At 64.8% G+C, this 18,269-nt stretch carries 14 protein-coding genes; 6 read left to right on the forward strand and 8 right to left on the reverse strand.

Going from position 1 to position 18,269, the window contains the following annotated elements; translation table 11 throughout:
• The first annotated feature begins 117 nt into the window (after positions 1 to 117).
• Entirely contained in the window at positions 118 to 1,362 is a 1,245-nt protein-coding gene (locus ACXHGZ_RS14895) for a putative porin (RefSeq protein ID WP_084858421.1), read from the forward strand.
• A gap of 179 nt (positions 1,363 to 1,541) precedes the next feature.
• Here the strand turns inward: ACXHGZ_RS14895 and ACXHGZ_RS14900 are convergent, their stop codons facing one another.
• Together ACXHGZ_RS14900 and hrpA are read right to left on the reverse strand one after the other, a co-directional pair.
• Positions 1,542 to 2,663, reverse strand: coding sequence for a beta-ketoacyl-ACP synthase III (locus tag ACXHGZ_RS14900; RefSeq protein ID WP_480460406.1), 1,122 nt, complete (start codon positions 2,661 to 2,663; stop codon positions 1,542 to 1,544).
• A 217-nt stretch (positions 2,664 to 2,880) separates the two neighbouring features.
• Positions 2,881 to 6,786 (reverse strand): ATP-dependent RNA helicase HrpA, encoded by a 3,906-nt coding sequence (gene hrpA / locus ACXHGZ_RS14905; RefSeq protein WP_480460407.1) that lies wholly within the window; start codon positions 6,784 to 6,786, stop codon positions 2,881 to 2,883.
• A 250-nt stretch (positions 6,787 to 7,036) separates the two neighbouring features.
• Between hrpA and ACXHGZ_RS14910 the strand changes: the two genes are divergently transcribed.
• The 3 genes from ACXHGZ_RS14910 to ACXHGZ_RS14920 all read left to right on the forward strand — a co-directional run bounded on the left by ACXHGZ_RS14910 (position 7,037) and on the right by ACXHGZ_RS14920 (position 9,976).
• Positions 7,037 to 7,189, forward strand: a complete 153-nt coding sequence (locus tag ACXHGZ_RS14910) for a hypothetical protein (RefSeq protein ID WP_480460408.1) — start codon at positions 7,037 to 7,039, stop codon at positions 7,187 to 7,189.
• Positions 7,190 to 7,278: 89 nt separating this feature from the next.
• Positions 7,279 to 8,643 carry a glutamine synthetase family protein gene (locus ACXHGZ_RS14915; protein WP_480460409.1) on the forward strand — a complete coding sequence of 455 codons (1,365 nt, stop codon included), beginning with the start codon at positions 7,279 to 7,281 and terminating at the stop codon, positions 8,641 to 8,643.
• A gap of 25 nt (positions 8,644 to 8,668) precedes the next feature.
• A complete protein-coding gene (locus tag ACXHGZ_RS14920; protein ID WP_480460410.1) occupies positions 8,669 to 9,976 on the forward strand; it encodes an NAD(P)/FAD-dependent oxidoreductase in 1,308 nt (435 codons plus the stop codon).
• Between the two features lie 201 nt (positions 9,977 to 10,177).
• Here ACXHGZ_RS14920 and fadD1 read toward each other — a convergent pair whose 3' ends face one another.
• Positions 10,178 to 11,875 carry a long-chain-fatty-acid--CoA ligase FadD1 gene (fadD1, locus tag ACXHGZ_RS14925; RefSeq protein ID WP_084858416.1) on the reverse strand — a complete coding sequence of 566 codons (1,698 nt, stop codon included), beginning with the start codon at positions 11,873 to 11,875 and terminating at the stop codon, positions 10,178 to 10,180.
• 285 nt (positions 11,876 to 12,160) lie between these two features.
• Positions 12,161 to 13,849, reverse strand: coding sequence for a long-chain-fatty-acid--CoA ligase FadD2 (fadD2, locus tag ACXHGZ_RS14930; protein WP_480460411.1), 1,689 nt, complete (start codon positions 13,847 to 13,849; stop codon positions 12,161 to 12,163).
• A gap of 201 nt (positions 13,850 to 14,050) precedes the next feature.
• Between fadD2 and ACXHGZ_RS14935 the strand changes: the two genes are divergently transcribed.
• Both ACXHGZ_RS14935 and ACXHGZ_RS14940 read left to right on the forward strand, forming a co-directional pair.
• Positions 14,051 to 14,995 (forward strand): alpha/beta hydrolase, encoded by a 945-nt coding sequence (locus ACXHGZ_RS14935; RefSeq protein ID WP_480460412.1) that lies wholly within the window; start codon positions 14,051 to 14,053, stop codon positions 14,993 to 14,995.
• Between the two features lie 37 nt (positions 14,996 to 15,032).
• Positions 15,033 to 15,503, forward strand: coding sequence for a MaoC family dehydratase (locus tag ACXHGZ_RS14940; RefSeq protein ID WP_196146519.1), 471 nt, complete (start codon positions 15,033 to 15,035; stop codon positions 15,501 to 15,503).
• Between the two features lie 99 nt (positions 15,504 to 15,602).
• Here ACXHGZ_RS14940 and ACXHGZ_RS14945 read toward each other — a convergent pair whose 3' ends face one another.
• Genes ACXHGZ_RS14945 through ACXHGZ_RS14960 form a run of 4 tightly spaced genes read right to left on the reverse strand, consistent with a single transcriptional unit; the run spans position 15,603 to position 18,167 of the window.
• Positions 15,603 to 16,841, reverse strand: a complete 1,239-nt coding sequence (locus tag ACXHGZ_RS14945) for an RNA polymerase sigma factor (RefSeq protein ID WP_480460413.1) — start codon at positions 16,839 to 16,841, stop codon at positions 15,603 to 15,605.
• Complete coding sequence (locus ACXHGZ_RS14950) at positions 16,841 to 17,332, reverse strand: SRPBCC family protein (protein ID WP_084858411.1); 492 nt, start codon at positions 17,330 to 17,332, stop codon at positions 16,841 to 16,843. Before ACXHGZ_RS14950 ends, ACXHGZ_RS14945 begins: the two co-directional genes overlap by 1 nt.
• Before the next feature lie 18 nt (positions 17,333 to 17,350).
• Positions 17,351 to 17,695 carry a YciI family protein gene (locus tag ACXHGZ_RS14955; protein ID WP_401072059.1) on the reverse strand — a complete coding sequence of 115 codons (345 nt, stop codon included), beginning with the start codon at positions 17,693 to 17,695 and terminating at the stop codon, positions 17,351 to 17,353.
• Positions 17,696 to 17,741: 46 nt separating this feature from the next.
• A complete protein-coding gene (locus tag ACXHGZ_RS14960; RefSeq protein WP_480460414.1) occupies positions 17,742 to 18,167 on the reverse strand; it encodes a YybH family protein in 426 nt (141 codons plus the stop codon).
• Between the last annotated feature and the right edge of the window lie 102 nt (positions 18,168 to 18,269).

Genomic DNA, 18,269 nt, shown 5'->3' on the forward strand with positions numbered 1-18,269 from the left:
ACTGGCGCCTGTTTTTCGGAACCCCGGCAACCCCTCTAGCCAGGGCCTTTCCGAAGGCATGCCAACTAAGGGGCAGGCGCAAGAGCCTCCCCAACTTTTTCCAACAGGGAGAACCTTATGCGTCTTGTTTCTACACTTACCGGAGTAAGCCTCACCGGCATGATGCTGGCACTGAGCGCTCCGGCCAGTGCTGCAGTCGACGCCAAGCTGCTCGAGATGCTCCGCGCCAACGGCTCGATCAACCAGGCGCAGTACAACGAACTGCAGGCCGATCTGGCCAAGGAAACCAAGGAAAAGGCAGAGCAGAAGGCCCAGGCCGACCGCCTGAGCTCCTTCGAGCAGAAAGTGGCATGGGCCGCCAAGACCCAGATCAAGGGCGACGTACGCCTGCGCTACGAAGACGTCAACGTCGACAACCCCAACAGCCGCAGCGGCAACCAGGACCGCGAGCGCGTCCGTGCCCGCGTCGGCTTCTACAGCCAGATCAACCCGCAGGTCGACGCCGGCATCCGCGTTGCCACCGGCAGCAGTTCCGATGCCCGCTCCACCAACCAGAGCCTGGACAACTACTTCGACAAGAAGTCGCTGTGGGTAGACCTGGCCTACCTCGACTGGCACCCGACCGCCGTGCCGAACCTGCACCTGATCGGCGGCAAGATGCCTCAGCCTTGGGTGAGCATGGGCGACATCATCTGGGACAGCGACATCAACCCCGAAGGCGTGGCCGTCACCTACAAGACCGACCTGGGCGGCGCTGAGCTGTTCGGCAGCGCCGGCCACTACAACCTCAAGGACAACGTGGACGGCGACGGCGTGCAGTTCAAGCACGACGCCCAGCTGTACCACGGCCAGTTGGGCGCACGCTTCGATGCGGCCGACACCGTCAAGGTCACCGTGGGTACCAGCATCTACGGCTATGACAACGACAAGGAATCGGCTGCCCTGCGCGCCTTCGGCAACACCACCAACGAGTTCAACCTGGTGGAGGGCTTCGGCCAGGTGGACTTCACCGGCTTCGCCATCCCGCTGTCGGCCTACGGCCAGTACGTGAAGAACACCGAGAGCACCGACGGCGAAGACAAGGCCTGGCTGGCCGGCCTGAAGACCAAGCTCGGCGCCTGGAGCCTGGACTACAACTACCGCGACGTGCAGCGCAACGCGGTGGTCAGCGCCTTCACCGACTCCGACTTCGGTGCCGGCTTCACCGGTTCGCGCGGTCACAAGTTCAAGGTTGGCTACGAGATCGACAAGAACTTCTCGCTGGGCGCGGCCTACCTGATGGCCAAGACCGACCTCTCCCAGCTGCCGAACAGCAACGCCGACGTCGACACCCTGCAGGTCGACCTGGAAGCCAAGTTCTAAGCGCAAGCTCCCCTGCGTCACTCAGGCGGGAAGTGCCGACCCCATCCGGCGCTTCCCGCTTTTTTTTGCCTGCTGCAAATGCATTGGCCCAATCGCCGGCAAGCCGGCTCCCACAGGATCGTGACAATCCTGTGGGAGCCGGCTTGCCGGCGATTGGGCCAACGCAGACGCTACAAGGATCAGCGCTTGCGCAGGATCACACTACCGATCGAATACCCCGCACCAAATGAGCTCAGCACGCCCAGCGCGCCCTTGGGCAGGTCATCCTGGTACAGGTGGAAGGCAATCACCGAACCCGCCGAACTGGTGTTGGCATAACGGTCCAGAATCACCGGGGCATCGTCCTCGGCTACCTCGCGCCCCAGCAGCTTCTTGACGATCAGGTGGTTCATGCTGAGGTTGGCCTGGTGCAGCCAGAAGCGATTGACGTCGCTCGGTTGCAGGTCGTTTTCTTCCAGGTGCTGGCCGATCAGCTCGGCGACCTTCGGGCAGACCTCCTTGAATACCTTGCGGCCTTCCTGCACGAACAGCTTGTCTGGCGCGTCGATCCCCTCCTCCGCCGCCCGGTTGAGGAAACCGAAGTTGTTGCGGATGTTGTTGGAGAAGCCGGTCCACAGCTTGGTGCTGACGATTTCGAACTGGTGCGCCGAGGTGGCCTGGTCGGCGCGTTCGACCAGTACGGCGGTGGCGGCATCGCCAAAGATGAAGTGGCTGTCGCGGTCACGGAAGTTCAAGTGCCCGGTGCAGATCTCCGGGTTGACCATCAGCACCGCTCGGGCCTGGCCCAGTTGCACGCTGTTGGCGGCGGTCTGGATGCCGAAGGTGGCCGAGGAGCAGGCCACGTTCATGTCGAAGGCGAAGCCTTCTATGCCCAGCGCCTGTTGCACTTCGATGGAGATGGCCGGGTACGGGCGCTGCAGGTTGGAGCAGGCGACGATCACCCCGTCCACATCGGCGGCAGTGCGGCCTGCGCGCTCGAGGGCCTGGCGGGCGGCGGCCACGGCCATTTCACAGAGGATCGACGGCTCGTCGTTGGAGCGCTCCGGCAGGCGCGGCTTCATGCGTTGCGGGTCGAGGATGCCGGCCTTGTCCATGACGAAGCGGCTCTTGATGCCGGAAGCCTTCTCGATGAAGGCCGCGTCGGACAGCGGCGCGGCCTCCAGCTCACCGCGCTCGATGGCGGCGGCGTTGTCCTGGTTGTACTGCTGCGCCCAGGTGTTGAAGGACGCCACCAGTTCTTCGTTGGAAATGCTCTGGGCCGGGGTATACAGGCCGGTGCCGCTGATCACGACGTTATGCACGGTCGTTCCTCTGGTCAGAGGCCATCGCCACGCGGCGCTGGCCGGAAAGGGCAACATAATGGCACTTTAGTACCAATTTATACGCGAGGGCTGTGCCCTCAATCACAAGGCAAGCCCGCACTCTCAGGATAGGCGCTGTCCCTGTAGGAGCGGGCTTGCCTCGCGATGGGCCGCACAGCGGCCCGGATTCCCGCAAGTTTGCCACATTTCCCCAGGTTTAGGCTTCCACCTGGGACCACTGTTTGGACAGACGCTTGTCGGAAACCGGCACCTTGGTACCCAGCTGCTGGGCGAACAACGACACCCGGTATTCCTCCAGCCACCAGCGGTACAGGGTAAGCTGTTCGTCCCGCTTGCCCTCCTGGGCATGCTTGTCGGCGCGAGCCTTGTACTGGGCCCATAGGTTGGCCAGCTCGCCGCTCCACACCCGGTCCTTCTGCACCTGCGAACCGAGCTTCTCCAGGCGCAGCTCCACCGCCTTGAGATAGCGTGGCAGTTCCTTGAACCAGGCCGCGGGCGTCTCGCGTACGAAGCCTGGATATACCAGGTTGGCGAGTTGCTGCTTGATGTCGTTCAGGGCGACTGCCTGGCTCAGGTCGATCTTGCCCTTGAAGCGCTTCTGCAAGCCATGCCACAGCTTGAGCACCTCCAGGGTCTGGCGCGCCAGACGCTCGGCATGCTCGGCCCAGCTGCCGCGCTTGCGCTCGGCCAGCCCGGCGAGCGCTGCACCGTCACGCGGCAACGGCACCTCGCCTTCGAGGATGCAGCTGTCCAGGCTGGCCAGGAGGATATCCTCCACCAACGCCTCGACCCGGCCCAGCTCGCGGTACAACAGGCCCAGCTCGGTCAGCCCCGGCAGCTTGCCGCGCAGGAACTTGGCAGGCTCGGCCAGCTGTTGCAGCAACAACCGCTGCAGCGCACGGCGGTGCTGGAAGTCGGCTTCGGCCTGGGTCGAGAAACGCCCCTCGCGCACGGCCCCAGCCTCTTCCACCAGCGCCGGATACACCGTCAGTGACAGGCCGGCGATCTTCTGCTGGGCGGTTTGCGCCACCTCGGCGAACGCCTTGGCCTGCACCGGCTGCTCGGCTTTCTCGTTGCGCGGCATGGCCAGCGCCGCCTGGCTCGCAGCGGCGAAACGTGCGGTCAGCTCAGCCAGGTCACGGCCTTCGCCAAGGAACTTGCCCTGGCCGTCGACCACCTCGATGTTCATGCGCAGGTGCCCTTCCACCAGCCCGGCCGCTTCGGCCCAGGCGTCGTCCGGCACCCGGGCGCCGGTCATGCGCAGCAGTTCCTGGCCCAGGGCCTGGGGCAAGGCGCCCTGGCCGAAGGTCATGCGGGCCAGGGCCGCCTTGACGAAATCGGGTACTGGCACGAAGTTCTTGCGCAGGGCCTTGGGCAGGTTGCGCACCAGGGCCACGCACTTGGCCTCCAGCAGGCCGGGTACCAGCCACTCCAGGCGCTCACCCGGCAGGCTCGGCAGCAGCGGTGCCGGCACACGCACGGTAACGCCGTCACGGGGGTGGCCCGGCTCGAAGTGGTAGGTCAATGGCAGGCGCAAGTCCCCCACCTGCAGGCTGTCTGGGTATTGCGCAGCGGTCACTTCGCTGGCTTCGCGGGCCAGCACGTCCTCTTCGCGCATGATCAGCAGGTTCGGGTCCTTCTGGCTGTTGACCCGGTACCAGCTGTCGAAGGTCGCACTCTGGTGGATCTCGGCAGGCAGGCGCGCCTCGTAGAAGGCGTACAGGGTTTCCTCGTCGGCCAGGATGTCCCGTCGCCGGGCTTTGGCTTCCAGTTCGTCGAGCTGCTCGAGCAGGCGCTTGTTGGCCGCCAGGCACTTGGCTCGCGACTGGATCTGGCCACCCACCAAGCCGTCACGGATGAACAGCTCGCGGGATACCACCGGGTCGATCGGGCCGAAGTGCACCGGCCGGCGACCGACCAGGATCAGGCCATACAGGGTGATCTGCTCGTAGGCCACCACCTGGCCGCGCTTCTTCTCCCAATGCGGCTCGAAATGGTTCTTCTTGACCAGGTGGCTGGCCAGCGGCTCGATCCACTCCGGTTCGATCTTGGCCACCATACGTGCATAGAGCTTGGTGGTTTCCACAAGCTCTGCGGCCATCACCCACTGTGGGCGCTTGCGGCCGATGCCCGAGGACGGGTGGACCCAGAAGCGCCGCTGGCGCGCACCCTGGTAGTCGCCGTCTTCGGTCTTGTGGCCGATCTGGCTCAACAGGCCACTGAGGATGGCCTTGTGCATACGAGGGAAGTCCGCCGGCTCCTTGTTGACCGCCAACTGCAGGTCGCGGCAGATCAGCGAGAGCTGGCGGTGGGCGTCGCGCCATTCACGCAGGCGCAGGTAGCTGAGGAAGTGCTTGCGGCACCAATTGCGCAGCGGATTGGCGGTCAAGGCCTGGCGCTGCTCCTCGAAGCCTCGCCAAAGGTTGACCAGGGCGGCGAAATCGGAGTCGGCGTCCTTCCACTGGGCATGGGCCTGGTCAGCCGCCTGCTGGCGCTCCGGTGGGCGCTCGCGGGGGTCCTGCACCGACAAGGCACTGGCAACGATCAGCACTTCCTGCAGGCTGCCCTGGCGGGCGCCTTCGAGCAGCATGCGGCCCAGGCGTGGGTCGATCGGCAGGCGTGCCAGCTGACGGCCCAGCGGGGTCAGCTGGTTTTCGCGATTGACCGCCGAGAGCTCCTGCAACAGGTTGAAGCCGTCGCTGATGGCCTTGCCATCCGGCGGCTCGATGAACGGGAAGGCATCGATCGCGCCCAGGCGCAGGTGCAGCATCTGCAGGATCACCGCGGCCAGGTTGGTGCGCAGGATCTCAGGGTCGGTGAACGCCGGTCGGGCGTTGAAGTCTTCTTCGCTGTACAGACGCACACAGATGCCCGGCTCGACCCGCCCGCAACGGCCCTTGCGCTGGTTGGCGCTGGCTTGCGACACCGCTTCGATGGGCAGGCGCTGGACCTTGGCCCGGTAGCTGTAGCGGCTGATGCGCGCGGTACCGGTGTCGATCACGTAGCGGATGCCCGGCACGGTCAGCGACGTTTCGGCAACGTTGGTGGCCAGTACTACCCGGCGCCCGGTATGGAGCTGGAAGATCTTCTGCTGCTCGGCTGGCGTCAGGCGCGCATACAGCGGCAGGATCTCGGTGTGGCGCAACTGGGCCTTGCGCAGGATCTCGGCGGCATCGCGGATCTCCCGCTCGCCCGGCAGGAACACCAGCACGTCACCGGGGCCCTTGCCCTCGCTGCGTTCGTGATGGGCCAGTTCGTCCAAGGTGGCGAGGATCGCCTGGTCGACAGTGAGGTCGTCCTCGACGCGGTTGCCCTCCTCGTCCTGCTCGCTGGTCAACGGGCGGTACCACGTCTCCACCGGGAAGGTACGCCCCGACACCTCGATGATCGGCGCGCCGTCGAAATGCTTGGAGAAGCGCTCCAGGTCGATGGTCGCCGAGGTGATGATCAGCTTCAGGTCCGGGCGGCGGTGCAGCAGGGTCTTCAGGTAGCCGAGCAGGAAGTCGATGTTCAGGCTGCGCTCGTGGGCTTCGTCGACGATGATCGTGTCGTAGCGTTCGAGGAAGCGGTCGTGCTGGGTCTCGGCCAGCAGGATGCCGTCGGTCATCAGCTTGACCAGGGTACCGGCATCGCTCTGGTCCTCGAAGCGCACCTGATAGCCGATCAGCCCGCCCAAGGGCGTGCCCAGTTCTTCGGCCACCCGCGCCGCCACGCTGCGCGCGGCGATCCGGCGCGGCTGGGTGTGGGCGATCAGGCCATGACGACCGCGGCCCATCTCCAAGCAGATCTTCGGCAACTGGGTGGTCTTGCCCGAACCGGTCTCGCCGGCGATCACCAGCACCTGGTGCTCGGCCAGGGCCTTCTTGATCTCGTCGCGCTTGGCCGCGATGGGCAGGCTGTCGTCGTAGCGGATGCTCGGCACGCTTTGCTCGCGGGCCACGACCTGGGCGCAGGAAGCCTGGACCTTTTCCACCCACAGCGCCTGCTTCGCCTCGTCGGGGCGCTTGCGCAGCTCGTGCAGTTGACGCCGCAGCCGATGGCGGTCGGCGATCATGGCGTGGTCGAGGTTCTTCAGGAGTTGGTCGATTGAGTGGTCTGTCATGGGGCTTTTTGGTGATGCAGGTGGGCCTGCTTTTTCATGATCGGCATTCGAAAGATGCGCGATTGTCGCAGATTTGCGACCGCTTTGCTGTCTGCGCTGCCTGCACTGAGGGAGCGTGCCTCGCGCCCGTTTCACGACACAAGGCCGCGACCGTATGTACACCGCACCTTGAAAATGTTTAGCCAACCACGGAATGAACGTTGCCATTCACTGCTTTAATCAACCTTACGCCCCATGTGAGTATCCAGGCATGACCCGCCCCTCGAGCAATGCGCACCCGGCCCTTCCCAAGGCCAAGGCGCGCGCCGGCGAAAACCCGCTGGTACATGTCATCCTCGCCTTCTGGGCCCTGTGGCACTGCCGCCACGCACGCCCGCCGGATACTTCGTTCGCGCCTCTCTGAACCGTCCTGGCCACCTTCGGCCGGCTTCCTGGTAAGACCCGCCGCCTGTGTGCGACGGCCCTGTGCGCCTGCGGGCGCGAGCGAACATCATGCACTTTGCCAACCCCGACCAGGCCAGGCGCTTCCTGGCCGACAACCCTGATATCGAGCTGTTCGAGCTGTTCATCCTCGACGCCAACGGCGTGCCCCGCGGCAAGCTGCTGCACCGCGACGAGCTGCTGGCGGTGTACGAAAGCGGCCGTCCCCTGCCCAGCACCATTCTCGGCCTGACTCTCAATGGCGAAGACGTGGAAGACTCCGGCCTGGTCTGGGACGTGGGCGATATCGACTGCCGCGCCTACCCACTCGACGGCAGCCTGGTGCGCCTGCCCTGGCGACGCGTGCCGACCGCCGCCGTGCAGGTGAGCATGCACCCCAGCGAAGGCCTGCCGGCCAGCGTGGCCGACCCGCGTCATGTATTGCTGCGCACCCTCGAAGTGCTCGAGGCCGATGGCTACCACCCGGTGATGGCCTGCGAACTGGAGTTCTACCTGCTCGATCAGCAACGCGACGCGCAGGGGCGCCCGCAACCGGCACTGGACAGCGATGGCGGTCGCCCACACGCCACCCAGGTGTACGGGCTGCGAGAACTCGAGCAGATCGAACCCTTCCTCGCCGACCTCTATGCCGCCTGCAAGGCCCAGGGCATCCCCGCACGCACGGCGATCTCCGAATACGCGCCCGGCCAGGTGGAAATCACCCTGGAACACGGCCCTGCCCTGCAGGCCATGGACCAGGCCGTGCGCTACAAGCGCCTGGTCAAGGGCATCGCCAACGCGCATGGCATGCAGGCCTGCTTCATGGCCAAGCCCTTCGCCCACCTGGCCGGCACCGGCATGCACATGCACCTGAGCCTGGCCGATGCCGAGGGCAACAACCTGTTCGCCAGCCACGACCCGGCCGGTACCCCGCTGCTGCGCCAGGCGGTCGGCGGCATGTTGCGCCACCTGCGCGAGTCTTTGCTGCTGTTCTGCCCCAACGCCAACTCCTACCGGCGCTTCCAGGCCAACAGCTACGCGCCCCTGGCGCCAACCTGGGGCGTCGATAACCGTACCGTGAGCCTGCGGGTGCCCGGTGGGCCGGCCAACAGCCGTCATGTGGAACACCGCATCTGCGGCGCCGATGCCAACCCGTACCTGGCCGCAGCAGCTATTCTCGCCGCCGCCCACCGGGGTGTACGCGAGCAGCTCGACCCCGGTGCGCCTGTGCAAGGCAACGGCTACGCCCAGGCCAAGGAGCACCTGCCCACCGAGTGGCTGACCGCCCTGGAGGCCCTGGAGCATTCGACGTGGGCCCGGGAGGCCCTGGGCGAGGCTTTCCTCGGGGTCTACTTGAAGGTCAAGCGCGCCGAGTACCGCCAGTTCATGGCCGAAGTCGGCGAACAGGACTGGCGCTGGTACCTGCACCAGGCATGAGCCTCATCCGTTTGAAGGAATCGACATGAACGCAGCATCGAACAACCTGGCGGCGCAACGGGCGCCGTCCTACTACAGCGCCACGCTCAACGACCCGACCGCCTACCCGACGCTCACCGGCACCGAGCAGGTGGACGTGGCCATCATCGGCGGCGGCTTCACCGGGGTCGCCACGGCAGTGGAGCTGGCCGAACGGGGCCTGAAGGTGGCCATCGTCGAAACCAACCGGATCGGCTGGGGCGCCAGCGGGCGCAACGGCGGCCAAGTCACCGGCAGCCTCTCGGGCGACGAGGCCATGCGCACGCAGATGCGCAATCGCCTGGGCAGCGAGGTGGACGATTTCATCTGGCACCTGCGCTGGCGCGGGCACCAGATCATCGAGCAGCGCGTGGCGCGTTACGGGATCGAGTGCGATCTCAAGCGCGGCCACCTGCACGCGGCGATGAAGCCGTCGCACATGAGCGAGCTGCAAGCCAGCTACGACGAGGCGCTGCGCCGTGGCATGGGCGACCAGGTGCAGTTGCTCGACCGCGCCGCGGTCGGCCAGCACCTGCAGAGCCCGCTGTACCTGGGCGCCTTGAAGAACCGCCGCAACCTGCACCTGCACCCGCTCAACCTGTGCATGGGCGAGGCCCGCGCCGCCCATTCCCTGGGCGCTTTGGTATATGAGAACTCCGAGGTGCTGGAGATCATCCATGGCCCGCGCCCGGCGGTGGTCACCGCCCAAGGCCGCATCGAGGCACGTCAGGTGCTGCTGGCAGGCGATGTCTACCACAAGCTGGAAAAGCGCCAGCTCAAGGGCAAGATCTTCCCGGCCATGGGCGGCATCGTCACCACTGCACCGCTGGGTGAGCTGGCCGAACAGATCAACCCCCAGGACCTGGCGGTGTACGACTGCCGTTTCGTCCTCGACTACTACCGCTTGACGGCGGACAAACGCCTGCTGTTCGGCGGCGGCGCCAACTACTCGGGCAAGGATTCGCGGGATATCGAAGGCGAGCTGCGCCCCTGCATCGAGCGCACCTTCCCGGCGCTCAAGGGCGTGCCGATCGAGTTCAAGTGGAGTTGCGCCATGGGCATCGTGGTCAACCGTATCCCGCAGTTGGGCAAGCTTTCGGACAACGTCTGGTATTGCCAGGGCTATTCAGGGCATGGCATCGCCACCAGCCACATCATGGGCGAGATCATGGCCGAAGCCCTGACCGGAACGCTGGAGAAGTTCGACACCTTCGCGGCGTGCAAGCACATCAAGGTGCCGATGGGGGACCTACTGGGCAATCCGCTGCTGGCGGCGGGGATGTGGTACTACCAGATGCTCGAGAAACTGCGCTGACTCCGCGCAGGCCTCCCACAGGGACTGTGCTGCTCTCGGAGCAACTGTCTTGAGTTGCTTGCCCTGGCCCTATCGCTGGCAAGCCAGCTCCCACACGTACGGCGGTGCCTCTGAAAACAGCGCTGGACAGGTGGGAGCCGGCTTGCCGGCGATGGGCTGCGACGCAGCCCTCTCGCGGCATAAGACCGCGCCGGCTGCGGGTCAGGCGATCTTCTTCAGGCCCTGTTTCTTCAGCTCTTCATCGCGCAGCTCGCGACGCAGAATCTTGCCGACGTTGGTGGTCGGCAGCGCATCGCGGAACTCGATGTAGCGCGGCACCTTGTAGCCGGTGACGTTGGCGCGCATGTGCTCCATCACCTGCTCCTTGGTCAGGGTCATGCCCGGCTTGACCACGATGAACATCTTGATCACCTCGCCCGACTTCTCGTCCGGCACGCCGATCGCCGCACACTGCAGCACGCCCGGCAAGCCAGCCAGCACATCTTCGAGCTCGTTGGGATACACGTTGAAGCCGGACACCAGGATCATGTCCTTCTTGCGATCGACGATGCGCATGTAGCCGTCCGGCTGGATCACCGCGATGTCGCCGGTCTTCAGCCAACCGTCCTGGTCGAGGATCTCGGCGGTGGCGTCCTCGCGCTGCCAGTAGCCCTTCATGACCTGCGGGCCCTTGACGCACAGCTCGCCGACCTCACCCAGGCCCAGTTCGCGACCGCTGTCATCGATGACCTTGCACAGGGTGGAAGGCACTGGAATGCCGATGGTGCCGACCTGGTTGGCCTCGGCCGGGTTGACCGCCGCCACCGGGCTGGTCTCGGTCATGCCGTAGCCTTCGCAGATGGCGCAACCGGTCACCGCCTTCCAGCGCTCGGCCACGCTCAACTGCAAGGCCATGCCGCCGGACAGGGTGATCTTCAACGCCGAGAAGTCCAGGGCGCGGAAGGCATCGTTGTTGCACAGGGCGACGAACAGGGTGTTGAGCCCGACGAAGCCGCTGAACTTCCACTTGCCCAGCTCCTTGACCATCGCCGACAAGTCACGCGGGTTGCTGATCAGCACGTTGTGGTTGCCGATCAGCATCATGGCCATGCAATGGAAGGTGAACGCATAGATGTGGTACAGCGGCAGCGGGGTGATGAGGATCTCGCACCCCTCATGCAGGTTGGAACCCATCAGCGCCCGGCATTGCAGCATATTGGCCACCAGGTTGCGGTGGGTCAGCATGGCGCCCTTGGCAACCCCCGTGGTACCGCCGGTATACTGCAGCACTGCGACGTCGTTGGGCTGGGGGTTGGCCTCGGTGACCGCGCCGCCCTTGCCCAGGGCCAGGGCATCGTTGAAGCGCACGGCGCCCGGCAGGTTGTAGGCCGGCACCATCTTCTTCACGTACTTGATCACGCTGTTGATCAACAGGCGCTTGAGCGGCGGCAGCAGGTCGGCCACTTCGGTGACGATGACGTGCTTGACCTGGGTCTTGGGCACCACCTTCTCGGCGAGGTGGGCCATGTTGGCCAGGCATACCAGGGCCTTGGCGCCGGAGTCGTTGAACTGGTGCTCCATTTCCCGCGCGGTGTACAGCGGGTTGGTGTTGACCACGATCAGGCCGGCGCGCATGGCGCCGAACACGGCTACGGGGTATTGCAGGACATTGGGCAATTGCACGGCGATGCGGTCGCCGGGCTTGAGGTCGGTATGCTGTTGCAGCCAGGCGGCGAAAGCGCCCGAGAGCGTGTAGAGCTCACCGTAGGTCAGGGTCTTGCCCAGGTTGCTAAAGGCCGGTTTGTCGGCAAAGCGTTGGCAGGATTGCTTGAGTACCGCCTGGATATTGGGGAATTCGTCAGGATTGATTTGAGCCGTAATTCCGGCTGGGTACTTATCCTTCCAAAAATTTTCGATCATGGAAGCCCGCTCCTTCAGCAACAGCCAATTCGTCACGCATTGTGCGTTTATTATTGATATGAGATGACGGCTCATTGCAAACCGGATCATCCGAAAGCGCGCCGAGAGTAACAGCTTTGCCAAGGGTCGACTAGAGCCCGAATCGGCCTGATCGGTCACAAAAATGACTTAAAGAACTATATAGGTCATTTTTAGAGTATTTAACCAAAACGTCGCAATTCAGCCCGAAAAAGGCAGACTAGAGCGGTTCATCCCTAGCCTGCCTGTTCGGAAGCCCGCCAGGGATCAGGCGATATCACGCAGCTCGCGGCGCAGGATCTTGCCCACCGGCGTCATGGGCAATGAATCGCGCAGCACGATGTGCTTGGGCACCTTGTAGCCTGTGAAGTTGGCCTTGCAGAACGCCTTGAGCTCGTCGACATCCAGCCCACCCTCGCGGGGCACCACGAACAGTTTGACCGCTTCGCCGGAACGTTCGTCCGGCACGCCGATGGCCGCGCAATTGGCGACCTTCGGGTGCCCCATGACCACATCCTCGATCTCGTTGGGGTACACGTTGAAACCCGAGACGATGATCATGTCCTTCTTGCGATCGACGATACGGGTAAAACCGTCGGGGTCGATCACGGCGATATCGCCCGTCTTCAGCCAACCCTCGGCATCCAGTGTGGCGGCGGTGGCCTCGGGCTGCTGCCAGTAGCCCTTCATGACCTGCGGCCCCTTGATGCAGAGCTCGCCCCGCTCGCCCAGGGGGAGTTCGTTGCCCTGGTCGTCGATGACCTTGAACGCCGTGCCCGGTACCGGGATGCCCACGGTGCCCAGGCGTGCCAGCTCGCCATAGGGATTGGTGCTGGCCACCGGAGAGGTTTCGGTCAGGCCATAGCCCTCGACGATGCGACAGCCCGTCAGTTGCTCCCAGCGTTCGGCGGTGGCCTTCACCAGCGCCGTGCCGCCTGAATTGGTGACCTTGAGGGCGGAGAAATCCAGGGCCTTGAAACCGGGGTGATCCATCAGAGCGACGAACAGCGTGTTCAAGCCCAGCAGCGCGGTGAACCGCCACTTGCCCAGTTCCTTGATGAAGCCCGGGATGTCGCGGGGGTTGGTGATCAGCACGTTATGGTTGCCGGTGACCATCATGCACATGCAGTTCGCCGTGAAGGCATAGATGTGGTACAGCGGCAGCGGTGCGATCATCACCTCCTCGCCGTCCTTGATCAGCCGCTGGCCGTCGGGGCCGTGCTGGGCGAAGCAGGCCAGCACCTGCAACATATTCGCGACCAGGTTGCCGTGGGTGAGCATGGCACCCTTGGCAAGGCCGGTGGTGCCGCCGGTGTACTGCAGCACGGCGATGTCGTCGAGCGCCAGCGCCACCGGCCTGGGCGACAGGCCGCGGCCCTGGCGCATCACCTGCTTGAACGACACGGCCTGGGGCAGGTTGTAGGCCGGGACCATCTTCTTCACTTTGTCGACCACGGTGTTGACCAGCCAGCCCTTGGCGGTGGGCAGCAGGTCGCCCATCTTCGCCTCGATCAGGTACTGGATGTCGGTATCGCCGAGCACCTCCTGCACGCGCTGGCCGAACATGTTCAGGTACACCAGGGCGCGGGCGCCGGAGTCCTTGAACTGGTGGCGCATCTCGCGCGCGGTATAGAGCGGGTTGGTGTTGACCACGATCAGGCCGGCGCGCATGGCACCGAACACGGCGATAGGGTATTGCAGCACGTTGGGCATCTGCACGGCGATGCGATCGCCCGGGACGAGGTCGGTGTGCTGCTGCAGCCAGGCCGCGAAGGCCGCGCAGTGGCGATCGAGATCGGCATAGCTGAGGGTCACGCCCAGGTTGCTGAAGGCCGGGCGGTCAGCGAAGCGCTTGCAGGAGCGTTCGAAGACATCGACCACGGATTGGTAGGCATTGATATCGAGGGTGGAAGGCACGCCCGCCGGGCGCTTGTCGTTCCAGAAGTCGGCTTGCATTTATAGTTGTTCCTCTGCCCGAAGCTGTCCTACCTCTTTGCCCATACGGGCAAAAGGGTGTTGAACCGACGTTAGCAGGTAAGGTGCAGGTGGCATACAAGCCAAGTGCCGCCATTAACATTGTGAATCTTATTTGTTGTCTTCCTGCAATCGGCGCCATTGCGCATACACTGTCTCGAAGCCGTGCGCAAAGGACCTTCCATGCCCCATGACGCCTTCTGGCTGCCTGCCAGCGAGCATTGCAGCCTCTATGTCCACCAGTGGTTGCCGACCACCCCGGTCAAGGCCGTGGTGCTGCTGGCCCATGGCATGGCCGAGCATGCCGGTCGCTACCAACGCCTGGGCCACGCCCTGGCGGATGCCGGTTTCGCGCTGCTCGCCCCGGACCTGCGTGGCCATGGCCGTACTGCCGAACTGGGCTGCTTGGGCCTGTTCGCCCGTCATCATGGCTGGACCACCGTGGTCAACGACCTGGGCCTGATCGCCCAGCACATCGGCCAACAATTTCCAGGTACACCGCTGTTCCTGTTCGGCCACAGCATGGGCAGCTACATCGCCCAGGCGTACCTGATGCACCACAGCGCCAGCCTGCAGGGCGCCGTGCTCAGTGGCTCGAACTTCCAACCCCCCCTGCTGTACCGCACCGCCTCCCTGGTGGCCCGTGTCGAAACCTGGCGCCAGGGCCCGCTGGGCAAGAGTGCGCTGCTCGACTGGCTGTCGTTCGGTTCGTTCAACAAGGCCTTCAAGCCCAACCGCACTGCCTTCGACTGGCTCAGCCGCGATGCTGACGAAGTCGACCAGTACGTCGCCGACCCGCTGTGCGGCTTTCGCTGCTGCAACCAGCTGTGGGTTGACCTGCTCCAGGGCCTGGCACAGATCAGCCAGCCGAAGAACCTGGCGCAGATCGACCCGAACCTGCCGATCCTGGTGATCGGCGGCGAATGTGATCCGGTCAGTGCCGGCAAGCGTCTGAAAGGTCTGGCCGCTGCCCTGCGCGCGACCGGCAACCGGCACGTGCAACTGCGCCTGTACCCCGAGGCCCGGCACGAACTGCTCAACGAAACCAACCGCGACGAGGTCACCGCCGATATCCTCGGCTGGCTGGAGCAGGCCCTGGCCCTTGGCCGCCCTGCCCGCAGTGAATGATGTACACTTCCCCGTCCGCCCTCCTAAGGAAGCCCCGATGACCCAGGTCACCAACACGCCCTACGAAGCCCTCGAAGTCGGGCAGAAAGCCAGCTATGAAAAGTCCGTGCAGGAGCGCGACATCCAGCTGTTCGCCGCGATGTCCGGTGACCACAACCCGGTGCACCTGGACGCCGAGTTCGCGGCCAAGAGCATGTTCCGCGAGCGCATCGCCCATGGCATGTTCAGTGGCGCTTTGATAAGCGCCGCGGTGGCCTGCACCCTGCCGGGCCCCGGGACCATCTACCTGGGCCAGCAGATGAGCTTCCAGAAGCCAGTGAAGATCGGCGACACCCTGACCGTGCGCCTTGAGATTCTCGAGAAGCTGCCCAAGTTCAAGGTGCGCATCGCCACCAATGTATACAACCAGAACGACGAACTGGTCGTCGAAGGCGTGGCCGAGATCCTCGCACCGCGCAAACAGCAGACCGTCGAACTGGTCACCCCGCCGAATTTCGTCGCCAGCTGATACGGCGCCCCTGTGGGAGCGGGTTTACCCGCACAGCATGCCACACGGTATTCGCGGGTAAACCCGCTCCCACGGGCCTTGCGCTTGCTCAGCTCTTTCTCACCCCAACTCCCGCAGACACCGCTCGATATGCCGCCGCTCCGGCCCTTGCCGGGTAAGCGCCAGGGCCTGGCGCCAGGCGACCCGGGCCTGCTCATCCTGCCCCAACTGCCGATGCAGTTCGGCCCGCGCGGCATGAGTCAGGTGGTAGTCAAGCAACTCGCCCCGCCCCAGGATCGCCTCGATCGCCTGCAATCCCGCCCTCGCCCCATCCCGCTTGGCCAGCGCCACCGCCCGGTTCAGCTCGACCACCGGTGACGGCCAGTGGCGCTGCAGCACATCATAAAGCCCGACGATTTCCGCCCAGTCGGTCTGCTCGGCGCTGGGCGCCTCGGCATGCAGCGCGGCGATGGCTGCCTGTACGCTGTAGGCGCCGAACTGACGGCTGCGCAACGCCTGCTGCACCAATTGGCAGCCTTCGTCGATCTGCGCACGGTCCCACAAGCTGCGGTCCTGGCGGTCGAGCAGCACCAGCTCTCCCGCCGCATCGGTGCGGGCGCGCAAGCGCGACGCCTGCAGCAGCATCAATGCCAACAGCCCGAGCACCTCGGCATCAGGCAGCAGTTGGGCGATCAAGCGCCCCAGGCGGATCGCCTCGTCGCACAGTTCGCGCTGCACCAGGTCTTCGCCAGAGGACGCGGAGTACCCTTCGTTGAACACCAGGTACACTACCCGCAGCACGTTTTCCAGGCGTTCGGGCAGCTCACCCAGGGCCGGGACCTGGTAGGGAATGCGCGCATCGCGGATCTTGGCCTTGGCGCGGACGATGCGCTGGGCGATGGTCGCCGGGCTTTGCAGGAACGCCCGGGCGATCTGCTCGGTGGTCAAGTCGCATACTTCACGCAGGGTCAGCGGTACCTGGGCGTCTGCGGCAAGAGCCGGGTGGCAGCAGGTGAAAATCAGGCGCAGGCGGTCGTCCACCAGCAGTTCCTCCTCGCTGGGGTCCTGTCCCTCCCCTTCCAGAAGCATGATCAGGTCAGCCTGGGAGCGGTCGAAGCGAGCCCGCCTGCGCAAGGCATCGATGGCCTTGAAACGGCCTGCGGAGACCAGCCAGGCCCGGGGGTTGTCCGGGATGCCGTCCCGCTGCCAACGTTCGACAGCGATGAAGAAGGCGTCATGCATCGCCTCCTCGGCCAGGTCGAAATCGCCGAGCAGGCGGATCAAGGTTGCCAGGATACGCCGGGAGTCGCGGCGGTAGACCACCTCGACCTCCCCGCGCACCTGTTCGGCATCGACCATCAGTCCGGCATCCGCTGGGTCACGACCTCCACCAGGCGGTCCAGGCTTTCGCCCCATCCCTGGTAGAACCCCATTTCTTCGTGGGCGCGGCAGTCGGCAGCACTCCAATGCAAGGCCCGGGCGGTGTAGCGGGTCTTGCCCTGCTCTTCGTCGAAGGTCATCACCGCGGTCATGAAAGCCTTGCCCGACGGCACCCAGCCCGGGGCGAACGCATCGGTGAATACCAGCCGCCGCGGTGCGATGATTTCCAGGAATACACCCTGGTTGGGGTACTCAGCGCCATCGGGCGCCCGCATCAACGTGCGGAACAGGCCACCGACCCACAGTTGCATCTCGCATTCAGGGGTGGTCATGCCATGGGGCCCCCACCATTGGCTCAGCCACTGGGGCTCGGTCCAGGCGCGGAACACCTTGGCCGGCGGTGCATCGATCAGGCGGCTGATGGCCAGCTCATGCTGCGCCTGGGCCAGGCCTGGTTGTGCAAGGCTCATGATGCTCGTTCTCCATTGTCAAGGTTGCAGCTCGCGCACCGGCCGCACTTCGACGCTGCCGACCCGCGCCGCCGGAATCCCCTTGGCGATGTTCAGCGCCTCGTTGAGGTCGCGGGCATCGACCAGGTAGAAGCCGGCCAACTGTTCCTTGGTCTCGGCGAACGGGCCGTCGGTCAGGCTCATGCGCCCGCCACGCATGCGTACCGTGGTGGCGGTCTGCACAGGCTTGAGCGCCTCGGCCGCGAGCATTCGCCCGGACCCCTGCAGCGATTCGGCGTAGGCCATGCATTCGGCGTCTTCGGGGCTGTCGGGCAAGCTGTGCAGCAGCCCTTCGTCACAATAGACCAGGCACAGGTATTTCATGGTCGTCTCCAATGCAGGGGTCGCGGGCAATTGCCGATGAGCGGTATCAGGGCTTGAGGTTGAACAGCGCCTTCTGGGTCTGCATGTCGAAAGGCGCCGACCAGTGTTCATGGATGACCTGCCACTGCCCGCCCCTACGACGATAGCCCACGGTGGCGCGCATGAAGCCGCATTGGCTTTCGTTGTCGGCCGGGCCGCAGCGGTTGAGCCAATGGGCCAGGGCCAGGTCACCGTCGGCATGCACGGTCAACTGGGCGAGTTCGAAGACCATCGGCCCGGTGCACATGCCCATGCACATCTCCCAATGCGCCCGGTAGGCCGCTTTGCCCTTGAATTGCAGTTCCTGGATGGCATCGAACGCCAGGATATCGTCGGCATAGGGCGCGGTGATCGCATCGAGGTCGCGGTCACGCACGGCTTGCATCCAACCTTCGATCAATTGGCGGATTTCGGTTTCGGCTTCGGTGTTCATCGGTGTTTCCTCCGATCGCTCATGAGTGGGTGGCACCGGTTAAAGTCGATGCCTTCATGACTGGTCGAACCGGAATCGCACAAATCGACACAACGCTGAAAA

The sequence above is a fragment of the Pseudomonas shiyinii genome, from assembly GCF_056725765.1.

Coding starts and splice junctions, on each gene's coding strand:
- ACXHGZ_RS14895 (WP_084858421.1), top strand. CDS start 118: ATGCGTCTTGTTTCTACACTTACCGGAGTAAGCCTCACCGGCATGATG.
- hrpA (WP_480460407.1), bottom strand. CDS start 6,786: ATGACAGACCACTCAATCGACCAACTCCTGAAGAACCTCGACCACGCC.
- ACXHGZ_RS14910 (WP_480460408.1), top strand. CDS start 7,037: ATGACCCGCCCCTCGAGCAATGCGCACCCGGCCCTTCCCAAGGCCAAG.
- ACXHGZ_RS14915 (WP_480460409.1), top strand. CDS start 7,279: ATGCACTTTGCCAACCCCGACCAGGCCAGGCGCTTCCTGGCCGACAAC.
- ACXHGZ_RS14920 (WP_480460410.1), top strand. CDS start 8,669: ATGAACGCAGCATCGAACAACCTGGCGGCGCAACGGGCGCCGTCCTAC.
- fadD1 (WP_084858416.1), bottom strand. CDS start 11,875: ATGATCGAAAATTTTTGGAAGGATAAGTACCCAGCCGGAATTACGGCT.
- fadD2 (WP_480460411.1), bottom strand. CDS start 13,849: ATGCAAGCCGACTTCTGGAACGACAAGCGCCCGGCGGGCGTGCCTTCC.
- ACXHGZ_RS14935 (WP_480460412.1), top strand. CDS start 14,051: ATGCCCCATGACGCCTTCTGGCTGCCTGCCAGCGAGCATTGCAGCCTC.
- ACXHGZ_RS14940 (WP_196146519.1), top strand. CDS start 15,033: ATGACCCAGGTCACCAACACGCCCTACGAAGCCCTCGAAGTCGGGCAG.
- ACXHGZ_RS14945 (WP_480460413.1), bottom strand. CDS start 16,841: ATGGTCGATGCCGAACAGGTGCGCGGGGAGGTCGAGGTGGTCTACCGC.
- ACXHGZ_RS14950 (WP_084858411.1), bottom strand. CDS start 17,332: ATGAGCCTTGCACAACCAGGCCTGGCCCAGGCGCAGCATGAGCTGGCC.
- ACXHGZ_RS14955 (WP_401072059.1), bottom strand. CDS start 17,695: ATGAAATACCTGTGCCTGGTCTATTGTGACGAAGGGCTGCTGCACAGC.
- ACXHGZ_RS14960 (WP_480460414.1), bottom strand. CDS start 18,167: ATGAACACCGAAGCCGAAACCGAAATCCGCCAATTGATCGAAGGTTGG.